Annotated in this window: 9 protein-coding genes and 1 pseudogene; 5 read left to right on the plus strand and 5 right to left on the minus strand. The window is 61.8% G+C overall.

Translation table 11 applies throughout. The annotated features are described in order from the left end of the window. Nucleotides 1–22 precede the first annotated feature (22 nt). The 4 genes from AB4Z51_RS38185 to AB4Z51_RS38200 all read right to left on the minus strand — a co-directional run bounded on the left by AB4Z51_RS38185 (nucleotide 23) and on the right by AB4Z51_RS38200 (nucleotide 3,139). Nucleotides 23–1,135: an OpgC domain-containing protein gene (locus AB4Z51_RS38185; protein WP_441499191.1), complete on the minus strand. Its 1,113-nt coding sequence runs from the start codon at nucleotides 1,133–1,135 to the stop codon at nucleotides 23–25. Nucleotides 1,136–1,167: 32 nt separating this feature from the next. After that, entirely contained in the window at nucleotides 1,168–1,638 is a 471-nt protein-coding gene (locus AB4Z51_RS38190) for a CBS domain-containing protein (RefSeq protein ID WP_063982731.1), read from the minus strand. An 81-nt stretch (nucleotides 1,639–1,719) separates the two neighbouring features. Then, on the minus strand, nucleotides 1,720–2,541 hold the full coding sequence (locus tag AB4Z51_RS38195; RefSeq protein ID WP_441499192.1) for a universal stress protein: 822 nt from the start codon (nucleotides 2,539–2,541) through the stop codon (nucleotides 1,720–1,722). Nucleotides 2,542–2,611: 70 nt separating this feature from the next. Next, complete coding sequence (locus AB4Z51_RS38200; RefSeq protein WP_441499193.1) at nucleotides 2,612–3,139, minus strand: baeRF12 domain-containing protein; 528 nt, start codon at nucleotides 3,137–3,139, stop codon at nucleotides 2,612–2,614. Nucleotides 3,140–3,264: 125 nt separating this feature from the next. Between AB4Z51_RS38200 and AB4Z51_RS38205 the strand changes: the two genes are divergently transcribed. The 5 genes and pseudogenes from AB4Z51_RS38205 (at nucleotide 3,265) to AB4Z51_RS38225 (ending at nucleotide 9,507) form a co-directional block, all read left to right on the plus strand. After that, entirely contained in the window at nucleotides 3,265–3,951 is a 687-nt protein-coding gene (locus tag AB4Z51_RS38205; RefSeq protein ID WP_166351029.1) for a CBS domain-containing protein, read from the plus strand. 38 nt (nucleotides 3,952–3,989) lie between these two features. Beyond that, nucleotides 3,990–4,202: a hypothetical protein gene (locus AB4Z51_RS38210; RefSeq protein ID WP_028153128.1), complete on the plus strand. Its 213-nt coding sequence runs from the start codon at nucleotides 3,990–3,992 to the stop codon at nucleotides 4,200–4,202. A gap of 1,080 nt (nucleotides 4,203–5,282) precedes the next feature. Beyond that, entirely contained in the window at nucleotides 5,283–6,401 is a 1,119-nt protein-coding gene (locus AB4Z51_RS38215; RefSeq protein WP_441499194.1) for an efflux RND transporter periplasmic adaptor subunit, read from the plus strand. Nucleotides 6,402–6,464: 63 nt separating this feature from the next. Then, nucleotides 6,465–9,199: pseudogene (locus AB4Z51_RS38220) on the plus strand (efflux RND transporter permease subunit); the annotation flags it as partial. After that, nucleotides 9,196–9,507 (plus strand): DUF3240 family protein, encoded by a 312-nt coding sequence (locus AB4Z51_RS38225; protein ID WP_441499195.1) that lies wholly within the window; start codon nucleotides 9,196–9,198, stop codon nucleotides 9,505–9,507. The pseudogene AB4Z51_RS38220 and the gene AB4Z51_RS38225, both read left to right, overlap by 4 nt. A gap of 18 nt (nucleotides 9,508–9,525) precedes the next feature. Here AB4Z51_RS38225 and AB4Z51_RS38230 read toward each other — a convergent pair. Further along, on the minus strand, nucleotides 9,526–11,685 hold a 2,160-nt coding region (locus tag AB4Z51_RS38230; protein ID WP_441499196.1), incomplete at its 5' end, for a heavy metal translocating P-type ATPase.

An 11,685-nucleotide genomic window follows, 5' to 3' on the forward strand; every position in this document is an offset into this window, starting at 1 on the left:
GAAACGCTGAGGATGTACCTGATCAAAGTAGTCTTACCCGAGGCGCGGCAAGGCCAGTGAACCAGGTCAACAAGGTGGCAAAGACGGTGAGAAGTGCGATGCCCGTGCCAGTCACCATGACCTGAGCGAGCAGGCCGTCAGATACAGTCCTCAGAAAGATATATGCAGCAAGCGACAACAAAACCCCCACACAGTAAACCTCGAGCGAATTCTCTCCGCAACGAACGGCTCCCAGCAGCGCGCGCGACCGTAAAGCGGCCCAATGCGCCGGCACGAGATTGGTGACACAGACCGCAAGCGCAAGGAAATGCAAAAGTCGCAGCGGATCAAGATCCGGCTTGTTTATCGGGTAGATCAAGCCTTTCAGGAGTTGCGGAACTGCGAGCTCAAGAGCCGGACTGATCCAACTCATTGCAACAGCCAGCGACCAAATCAGGTATGCGGCCGACAGCATGATCACCGGACGTGACGTCACGAGTGGCATTAGCCGCCAGCGCCCCACCACCACCCACCATCCACCGAGCGAGACGAGAAACTGCCAGGCGAGCGGGTTGAAATACCAGTCGTTCGTCGGCCATCCCCGAAGGTTCCAGCCGTATATCTGAACCAGGCCGTACAGCAGGGCCGAGGCCGCCAACGTGGCATTCGGCCATCTGAGCAAAAGCAAAAGCCACGGCGCAAACAGCAAATGGAAGAGCACGAAGGTCGGCAACACATCCGTATTGACGGGCCGGTACTGCAGGATCGCCGCACGCGACAGCGCTTCTCCCGGCTGCTGCAGAACGACCGTCACATTTGCGCCGTCTGCGAGGTCGGCATCGATCCAATGAACGGCGACGACCAAAAATAGCGTCAGCAGCAGAAATGCCGCATAAATCTCCCAGCTTCGTCGAACCGTATGACAGATCGTCGCCCAAGACCCGGCGCTTCGGAACACATGTCCATACGCCATGGTGCACGTCAGTCCCGAAACAAACATGAAGACTTCAGTGGTGTCGCTGAATCCATAACGGCTTAAAGTAAGCCAACTGCAGATATTCCCTGGGATATGATTGATGAAGACGAACCAGAGCGCAATCCCTCTGCAGGCATCGAGCCGAATGTCCCTGTCTAGGATATTGTCGAGTGGACCCATCGCAAATATTCGAATTACTCTGCCCGCTGATCTCATTCCCGTGAGGCTTCCCCCGGCTCTCTAAGGCAGCTTTCCAGCGCCGTGAGCATCTGCATCCGGCCAACGATCCCCACAACCCGTCTCTTGCGGAGCACGGGTACCTGCGAGATCTGGTACACATCCATTTCCTTGACGACCGCATCGATCGTGGCGTTCTCATCGACGCAAACGGGATGACGGCTCATTACTTCCTCGACCCGCAGTCCCCTCGTTCGCTCACGAGCGAGCTCGCCTTCCTGCCTCCCCAGTAGCCATTCGAGCCAAAACCCCTCGGGATAGTTGACGCCCAACTCGCGACGATGGAGGAAGTCGCCTTCGGCAATGATGCCGACCAAAGTCCCGTCATCATTGAGAACTGGCAGGCCGCGCTGATTGGTCTCGAGCAGCAGATGGAGGGCCTCCAGCAGCGGCGCTTCCGGCTTCACAGTTGCGAACGAGGTCCGCATGATATCTGACGCCAGCATTGCTTCTCTCCATGGGAACCGTGCCTCGGCCTCTCTTAATTGCGGTATTGAACAGCCATCGTCGAGAAGGCGCGTTGCGACCTAGTGGGCCATCAGCAGGCAAGCCTGGGCCTGCTGTAGGAGGCGCTGCGTCATGCCGCCGAACATCCATTCGCCCAACCGGCTGTGTCCATAGCCTCCGGTGACGATGAGATCAGCGCCGACGTCCGAAGCCAGGCGAATGAGATAGCCAGCATCCGGCTCCGCCGTATGCACACGAACTTCATGCTCGCAACTCACGCGGTGTTTTCTGAGATAGTTGGCCACATCCCGCACCCGGTCATGTGCCGCGTCCTGTTCGTCCGATGTGCAGATTTCGGCGATCGTGACGCTCGACGCTCGGGTCAAGAACGGCAACGCCTCACGAACCGCAAGGCGCGCTTCCCGGGTATCCTTCCACCCGATCACGATGCGATCGCCGGCCAGCTCCGTCACACCGTCCGGCACCGAATGCGTGGGACGGCCCATCCGCAGCATGGCGCCGGCGGAATCGAGATAGCGGGGATGATTAGTCCTGAGCTGCTTGCGCTTGACGACGATAAGGTCAGCAGCCCTGGCCTGCTCGACCAGAAAGTCGGTCGGAAATGCGATTGCCGAGCGCCATTCCACCTTTTCACTCGGCAGGCGGACAATCCGCCTGAACCACGCCTCTTTGGCCGAGAGCTGCGCCCGTATGCGATCGAGGTCCTCGGCCGTTGTCTGCTCGATGATGACTCCCTCGGCCGCGAACGTGGGCGCTATTGCGACCGCCGAGATCCCGAGAATGGACGCCCCAAATCCGCGCGCGATGCCTTCCGCGACGGCAATCTGACCCTCTTCCTGCTGCTCAGGATCGACGTGGACCATGACGCTGGCAAAAGACATGTCCGAACTCCCGATAGCTGAGGCAATGGGCTTTTATCCTGCATCCGACCATTTCCCGGCTTGATGCATATCAAGCAAGATAATCGTTGCATGCTCTGGCATCGCCTGAAATCGGAATCGCCTCGCGCATCCGGCTCCCGCGCGGCCTGCCCCACTCGTCCCGCAAGTGCTTTTCGATGTCTCCGACCGGATGCCTGGTCAGGTCCTTGGCAAGCTCCGCCACGATCCGTCGCTTTACATCAGGATGGAAATCCGACCGAAGCGCCGCCAGCGTTCGAGGCGGCGCGACGATGATCAATGCGGTCGACGGCTCGCCGCGCGCAATACGCTCCGCGGCAGCCGCCACTTGCTTCACAAAGCGGCGCTCCTCAAGCTCATGCCAGTCGATCATCTCCACGGCGCTTCTTTGCCCCGACTGCGAGGCTTTACTCACCCGGCCAGGCCTATCGCTCCCTTGGTCGTGTGCCGCCGGATTTTGATCTTCAAAGACGGCTTCCACCTTCAGATTCGGGAACTTCTCGTTGCCTTCGTTTCGGAAGAATAGCGCCTTTCGTCCGTCGCCGACAAACACTACGGCACGATGCGGTATCTTGGTCATTAGGATCTCCTCCCTCGAAGGTCGATAATTCTGACCGCTCGGCAGGGCCTGTCGCTTGATCCCGATCAATCTCGACCGCCCGCAATCCGGCAAGATGCCGACAAATCGAAACCAGGGAGGTTGTCATGCAGGCACGAGACGTGATGGTTTCCCCCGCTATAACCGTCGACGCAAACGCCACAGTCCGCGAGGTCGCGCAACTTCTGCTTGCTCGACGCATCAGCGCGGTGCCCGTCGTCGATGCTGATAACAAGATCCTCGGAATCGTGACCGAAGGCGATCTGATGCATCGAGCCGAAGCCGGTACCGAACGCCCCTACTCCTGGTGGCTGCGTGCTTTGACCGGCGACGCCCAACTGGCAACCGACTACGTCAAATCGCACGCGGTCAAGGTCGACGACATAATGACACGCGACGTCGTAACCGCTGCTCCCGAGACGCTGCTGCACGAGATTGCAATGCTTCTCGAAAACAATCAGATCAAACGTGTGCCAATCGTCGACCAGCAAGGCCAGCTTGTCGGAATCGTTAGCCGGGCCAACCTGCTTCAGGCGATCGCAAGCGCCAGGCCGAAGCTCGAAGTGTCGCTCTCCGATGCATCCATCAGGAAGAGGTTCCTCGAGGAGCTCAAGAAGCAGTCTTGGGCGCATACGTTCAACCTGAACGCAACGGTACGGAACGGGGTCGTCGACCTCTGGGGCTTCGCACCGTCCGTGGCCGAACGCACAGCCATCCGCGTAGCGGCCGAGGCTATTCCGGGTGTCGTGACGGTGAACGATCACCTGCTTGAGACACCAGTCTTCGTCTATTGACGCGAGGTGGACCCTCAGATTCGCACAACGAGGCATGCATGGCACATTTTGTTGTCCGCTTTATCAAAGATGTAGTTGGCGACCAGGGCCAGCCTTGCGAGGCGTGCCAGCACACGATTGACGTCGATGCGAGCGACGAGACGGAAGCGGCCCTACTTGCGAAGCAGAAATTCTGCGAGGGCCGTGCGATTCGAGACTGGTCACTTCACGCCGATCGAATCGATGTGGAGCCAGCCGACTTTCCGTCTTGAGCGCAATTTGCACGAAACAGCGCCGATCAATCCGCTGCATCGCGGGCCAAACAGTCAGGGCAACCTCCCCACGCAAGTTCCTATTGTCGGGACGCGGGCTTCTCGTCAATCGGCGCTACATGCTTGCGAAACACTATGGCGACGTCCGCAAAACTCGCGACGCATTGGTGACCGCGGGCGAAATTACGCAGCCGACCAAGCGCGGCATCGTTCAATCCGAACAGGCGTATTGTGACAACGGCTGCATCTTGCAACTCCTCCAAGTCGGGCAACGTAAATCTTGGGCGCATGATCCTGGACCATCCCTGTTCTCGTTGCGCGCGGTGTGCGATCAGCTGACCTACCAGAGACTGCGCGATATTTATTTCCCGACAAACCGGCTCCCGTTCCACCGTAGCAAGCTGCTGTTACCGTTTGCATCAACGACTCCAAGGACGGCCTGAGCGTGAAACGACGACAACCGGACGTCATGGGCATGAACGGCAAGCACACGGCGATACCGGCCGGTGGTCGAGACGTAGACTTCGTGCAGGCATCCAGCGGTACCGCAATGAACTGCTTTATTGCGGCAGCGAAATTGTCGAGGTGGAGAGCTAAAACTGCGCGCTCGCAACCGTGAGATAAAGAGCAAACCGCTGGGCTGCGGCTACTGAGCCTCCGCACTTGGCATCCCATTTGCGCACATCCGCTCGAATTTCCGGAGGCAGCATTTGAAGATGCGCAGGATTCCAAGGATCCTGCGCCGTCCCGCTATGGGAGAGTGCCGGCTGCCGAAACGCGAACAAAGCAACAAGAGCGCTTGCAACTACCGAGGCGATTTTGATTGGCTTCACTGCCCACAACTCCTCGAGACATTTGGAAAAATTTTGCCTCCAATGCAGCGAGCGGATTGAGGGAGATCAAGCGAGAGCTATTGGCGACCCGCAGGGAGGCCGTTGAACACCCAACGGCATCCCCTTCGAGGACGGTAAGTGGATCGTGGTCAGTTGATGCAAATCAACCCATCAGCGCTCTGGGGGAGTAAGCGAAATCTTCAATCGCGGGACACTTCGGCTGCCCCGGCGACAGAGGACATCCGTCATGCAACTCCGGCAGGCGACTCTCCGTCCGAGCGCGGCCCGCGCTCTTCTCACGCTCGCGCTCAGTTTTCTGCCTTCAGTGTCAATGGCAGAAGACGAGGTGAAGCTAAGCGCGGCGCAGGCTCAGAATCTCGGAGTTCGGGTGACGCATCCGGTATCGAGCCGTACCGACCAAACTTTGCCCTATCCTGCCCAGATCGTGATTCCAACGCCGCAATTGTGGGTYGTCAGCGCGCCGGTTGCAGGGATGGTCTCCAATCTGGCTGTCGCTCGCGGAGATCGCGTCAACGCCGGCCAGCCACTCGTTACGCTGGAAAGCCCGAGCTTCGTTTCGCAGCAACGCGAGTATCTGCAAGCGGTCGCGCAAGAAGTTCTCGCCGCCCAGCAACTCAAGCGCAACGCCGACCTGTTTGAAGGCAAGGCGGTGCCGCAACGTGTGCTGGAGGCGAGCCAGACCGAGGCGCGGCAGGCGAGCATCGCGGTCGCGGAGCGACGCCAAATGCTGCGTCTGAGCGGACTGTCCGATGAGGCCGTCTCGCGGCTAACCAACGAGGCGGCGATCAGCGCGAGGCTGACCGTGAACGCACCGCAGGCGGCCTCCGTGGTGGATATCGCGGTTTCGCCAGGCCAGCGGCTCGAGCAATCCGCACCGCTCGTCAAGCTCGCACAGCTATCGTCACTCTGGGCAGAAATCGCAATTCCAGCGGCCAACATTCGGGCGATCCGCACCGGTGCGAAAATTGAGATCGAAGGCTATGCCACGCCGGGCAAGGTCGTGCTGGTCTCCGAGACCACGGACGCTGCAACCCAGACCATTTTGGTGCGCGCGGAAATCCCCAACAACGGGGAGCTGCATCCCGGCCAGACGGCTGCAGCGCGCATCGGCTTCCTCTCTGCCGGCGAAAGCGCCTGGGAGATTCCTTATAGTGGGTTGGTCCGCCGCGGCGAACTGACTTCAGTCTTCGTGGCCATCGGCGGTGGCTTCCGTCTCGTTCCGGTCGCCCTGCTCGCGGAAGATCAGGACCACGTCGTGGTATCCGGCCCCATCACGGACAAGAACGAGATCGCCATTGGCGGTATTTCGGCGCTTCGCGGCATTCTCTCTGGGTTAGGGCCATAGATGCTCCCGCGCCTCGTCGCATTTGCACTTTCGCAGCGGCTCTTCGTCGTCTTGAGCGCACTGCGCCTGTCCAACATCTCGCGCGCTTTCCCGGACGGCGTGAGCGGCGGGCTTGCGCCGATCACGAGCCCGTTGGGCGAAATGTTTATGTTCACCATCGACAGCCCCGAGCTCTCGCTCACGGAGCGGAGGACCCTACTCGACTGGGTGATCCGCCCGGCCTTGCGCACCGTTCCTGGAGTTGCTGACGTCAACGCGCTCGGTGGCTATGTGCGCGCGTTCGAGATCGTGCCGCGCAACGATGCACTCGCTGCGCGCGGCATTTCGTCAGATTCGTTTCGCCGCGCTATCGAGGCCAACAGCCGTAATGACGGCGCGGGCCGCGTGAACCAGGGCGAAGACAGCGCGCTGGTCCGCGTCGAAGGTAGCATCCGCGGTGTCGACGATATCCGTTCCATCGTCGTTGATACCCGCGACGGCATCCCGATCCGGGTCAGCGACGTGGCCCACGTCAGGATCGGCGCGCTGAGCCGCTATGGCGCGGTCACGGCCGACGGCCGCGGCGAGACCGTCGAAGGGCTTGTGCTCGGCCTGCGCGGCGCCAATGCAGGCCAACTCGTCCGCGACGTCCGGGCGCGGATTGCGGAACTGCAGCCGTCGCTGCCAAAGAGCGTCTCGATCAACGTGTTCTACGACCGCAGCCACCTGGTCAACCGTGCCGTCGGCACCGTGGTGCGGGCGCTCGGCGAAGCCACTGTGCTCGTAATCGTGCTTCTGCTGCTGTTCCTGGGTAACTGGCGTGCCTCGCTTGTGATCGCGCTCAGCCTGCCGCTTGCCATCGTTATCGCGTTGATCGCGATGCGGGCGGCCGGGATGTCGGCCAATTTGATGAGTCTCGGCGGACTTGCAATCGCGATTGGAATGCTGATCGATGCACTTGTGGTCGTGGTCGAGAACATCGTCGGCAATCTCAGCAAGCACGATCTCGGCAGAGCCACGCCGTTGATCCACATCGTGTTCCGCTCAGTCTGCGAAGTCCTGCAACCCGTTGCCTCCGGCGTGCTGATCATTATCATCGTGTTCGTGCCGCTCCTGACCCTGCAGGGACTGGAGGGAAAGCTTTTTGTTCCCGTGGCGCTTGCAATCATTTTCGCCCTGGCTGGTTCGATGCTGCTTGCGCTCACCGTCGTTCCAGTCGCGACCTCCTTCATGCTCAAGTCCGCCTCGCATGGCGATCCCCTCCTGATCCGGGCCGCGCAGAGCGTCTACGCGCCTGCTCTGGACTGGGCGTTGAACAATGAGCGAAAAGTCATCGCGGCAGCGCTGATCGGCCTGATCGCCGCGGGCTTTGCCTACACGAAACTAGGCAAGACCTTCATGCCGACCATGGACGAGGGCGACGTCATTGTCAGCGTGGAGACGCTTCCTTCCGTTAACCTGGACGAATCGCTCGCCATCAATGCCAGGCTGCAATCCGCGCTGTTGAAGGTTCCGGATGTTGCCGGCATCATCGCACGGACCGGCTCGGATGAGCTCGGCCTCGATCCCATGGGTCCCAATCAAACCGATACGTTTCTCGTGCTCAAGCCGGCGGCAGAGAGGCAGACTACGGACAGAGAAGCCCTGCTGCAGGAGCTTCGCGAGGTTCTGGCCGGCTTTCCCGGCATCTCGCTCAGCTTCACCCAGCCGATCGATATGCGCGTGCAGGAGATGATCAGCGGTGTACGCGGCGACGTCGCGGTCAAGATCTTCGGCCCGGACATCGTCAGACTCAATGAGATCGCGGCGAAACTGTCGTCCATCCTGTCCGGCATCGATGGTGCCGAAGACGTCTACACCACGCTCAACGCGCCCAATACTACACTGTAGCCGTGAACCGGATGGAGGCCGGCCGCCTCGGCCTGTCGGTCGACTCCATTGCGAATTCGCTGCGCACCCAGATCGAGGGCCGTACCATCGGGACGGCGCTCGAGGAGGGACGCCGCACGCCGATCCTGGTCCGCGGCAGCGAGATTACTCGGGAGGCGCCGACTCTGCTCGCAAGCCTGCCATTGACGCTTTCGTCCGGGCAGCACGTCGCACTGTCGCAGGTCGCCCGTATCCAGCGCGTCGACGGGCCCGTGAAGATCGACCGGGAAAACGGCGAGCGTATCAGCGTGGTTCGCGCCAATGTCCGCGGCCGCGACATGGTCGGATTTGTCCAGGCAGCTCAGCAGAAGGTTGCCGCCGGGCTTCCGCTGCCAGACGGCTATCGACTGGCCTGGGGCGGCCAGTTTGAGAACCAGCAGCGCGCCGCCGCGCGGCTCTCTGTCGTGGTGCCGGTCGCCATTGGCCTGATCTTCGTGCTGCTGTTCACCACATTCGGCTCGGTCCGCCACGCGCTACTGGTGTTGGTCAACATCCCCTTCGCGCTGATTGGCGGCGTGTTCGCGCTGGTCTCGAGCGGCGAATATCTGTCTGTTCCGGCGTCGGTCGGATTCATCGCGCTGCTCGGCATAGCCGTGCTGAACGGAGTCGTGCTGGTCTCCCATTTCAACCAGCTCCGTGCTCACGGCCTGAGCGAGGGGCGCGTCGTCGTCGAAGGCGCCATGCGAAGACTGCGGCCCGTTCTGATGACGGCCAGCATCACGGCGCTCGGATTGATCCCGCTGTTGTTCGCCTCGGGTCCGGGATCTGAAGTGCAGCGACCGCTGGCCATCGTCGTGATCGGGGGCCTGGTCTCGTCAACACTGCTGACGCTGATCCTGCTGCCGATCCTGTATCGCCGCTACGGCGGCGCTGCGAAGGGGGCCAAATGACGAGCGTGTCCGTCTGCCTCACGCTGATCCTGCCGCGCCAGTTTCGCGACGAGCTGTTCGACTATCTCGGCGAACAGACCGATCTGGTGAGGGGTTTCACGGCCTCCGATGCTGCCGGACACGGCAACGGCGTGCGGCTCCAAAGCACGGCCGAGCGCATCAAAGGGCACGCCGATCAGGTCATCCTATGGATTGTCCTACCACGGAACGATGCCGAGCGCCTGCTCGACCGGGTTCGGGCTTCGTTCACCGGCACCAACCTCGTCTATTGGATCCTGCCCGTGGCGGAATTCGGCACGATCGACTAACCAACATCGCCAAGCTGCTCACTCCGCGGCCACGGCTTCGTAAATATCGTCCTCTTGGGCCGTATGCATGCGCACCAGCGTTTCGATCGCCTCGATCACACGCTGGGCATCTCGAATAAGATAGCGGTCGATCTTTTCTGACGGCAGGTCGGCCGCGATCCGTGCGAGCAGCCGCGCAAGGTGCAGGATCTCACGATGCGCGCGGCTCATGGCAGAGAGGCCGTGGCGTTCGCGCAGCACCTCCGCAATCTTCGGATAGACGCAGCCCTCGTCCTCGCGCTCGTGCTTCACTACACTGCCCTGAACGAGGCGATCAGCCTCTTCGATCAAGGCCGCGGCGGCGTCTGGCGGCACATCGTCGATCGCATCGACGATCTTGCGCAGTCGGTCGAGATCCCTGAACAGCGCCTGATGGTCGTGATGCAGTGCCAGGCCCTGCTCTGCGGATATCCGGCGACCGGCGCTCCCGTGGGCTGGAGTGAGTGCCCGCAGCGCGTTCAGGATGACGGCAACATCGATCACCTCCTGCACGATCGCCGCCGGCACGGGATCCAGCCAGCCAACGGTAGCGGCCACCATGGCAGCTATCGACAATCCCATGCCAATAATGACGCTTTGGAGAGCGATACGCCGTGCCCGCTGCGCAATTATGATCGCTTCACCGACGCGATCAAGCCGATCGGCAAGGATGACCACATCCGCCGCCTCGGACGAGGCGCTCGCGCCGCGCGCGCCGAGCGCGACACCGATATCGGCCACGGCCAGTGCCGGGGCGTCATTGATGCCATCACCGACCATGATGGTCGGATGCAGCCGCTGTTCAGTGCGCACCGCCTCGACCTTGTCCGAGGGAACGCGGTCGGCCAGCACGGCATCGAGGTCGAGCGCTGCTCCGATTGCCTGCGCCGCTGCGGCACGATCGCCTGTGACCATCACCATTCGCACGATGCCCGCATCGCGCAGCAGCCGGATCGCTCGCGGCGTATCAGCCCGCAGCTCGTCGGCCAGCAGCAGCGCACCGATCGGACGGCCGTCCACGGCAACAAAGACGATCAGCGCCGAGCGCCACGATGCGCGGCGGATTRCCCGCAGCTCCCACGGCGACAGCTCGCCATGTGAGCGAAGCAGCTCTCGCGAGCCCGCAGTTACCTGGCGGCCGTCGATCAGGCCGGACAAACCGGTGCCCATGGTCTCTTTGACCTGTTCGGGCGCTTTGAGCTTGAGACCGCGATCGATGGCCGCAGAGACGACGGTCTTGGCGAGGACGTGATGCGAGGCCAGCTCAAGCGATGCCCCAAGCGTGAGGACCTCGTCCGGATTTTCCCCCGGAGCGACTTCAACTGAAAGCAGCCGCGCACCTCCAACCGTGAGGGTGCCGGTTTTGTCGAAGAGCACGGTGCGCGCGCGAGCCAGCGCCTCCAGTGCTCCTCCGCCCTTGACCAAGATGCCGCGACGGGCCGCTTGCGCCACGCCGGCGATGAAGGCGACAGGTGCGGCCAGAATCAGGGGGCAAGGCGTTGCCGCCACCAGCACAGCGAGGCTGCGGGTCAAATCACCGGAGATCCGCCACGCCAGAAAGGCGATGACCAGCGTCACGGGAAGAAAGATCAGCGCATAGCGATCGGCCAACCGCACAAAGGGGGCCTTCGCCGTTTGCGCCGCCGTCACCATGCGCACAATACCAGCGTAGGTACTCTCGCCAGCCGGTGCGGTAACGGTCAACTCGAAGGTCTCACCCGCATTCAGCGAACCGGAAAGAACGGCGATGCCGCGTGTCTTCTCGACCGGGATCGGCTCGCCCGTAACCGCGGACTCGTCGATGGTCGCCATGGCCGAACGGACGATGCCGTCGACTGGCACGATCTCGCCGGCCCGTACCAGGAGCTCTTCGCTGACCAAGACCGCCTCGATCGGAACCTCTTCGATCCGCTCGCCAGTCTTGCGATGTGCCCGGCGCGGCGCACGATCGACCAGTGACCGCAGGTCGTGCTCAGCCCGCGCGACCGCGATATCCTCCAGCACGTTGCCACCGGAATACATCAGCGCAACCACGGCGCCGGCAAGCGGCTGGCCGAGCGCCAATGCCGCGCTCATCGACAGGAGCGCAATCGCGTCCACTCCCAGTCGGCCGCTCAGCAAGTCCCTGACGATCGAGACCGCCAGTCCACCTATCACGGG

It is taken from the genome of Bradyrhizobium sp. 2TAF36, assembly GCF_052114925.1.
In the GTDB taxonomy this organism is placed as follows: Bacteria; Pseudomonadota; Alphaproteobacteria; order Rhizobiales; family Xanthobacteraceae; genus Bradyrhizobium; species Bradyrhizobium barranii.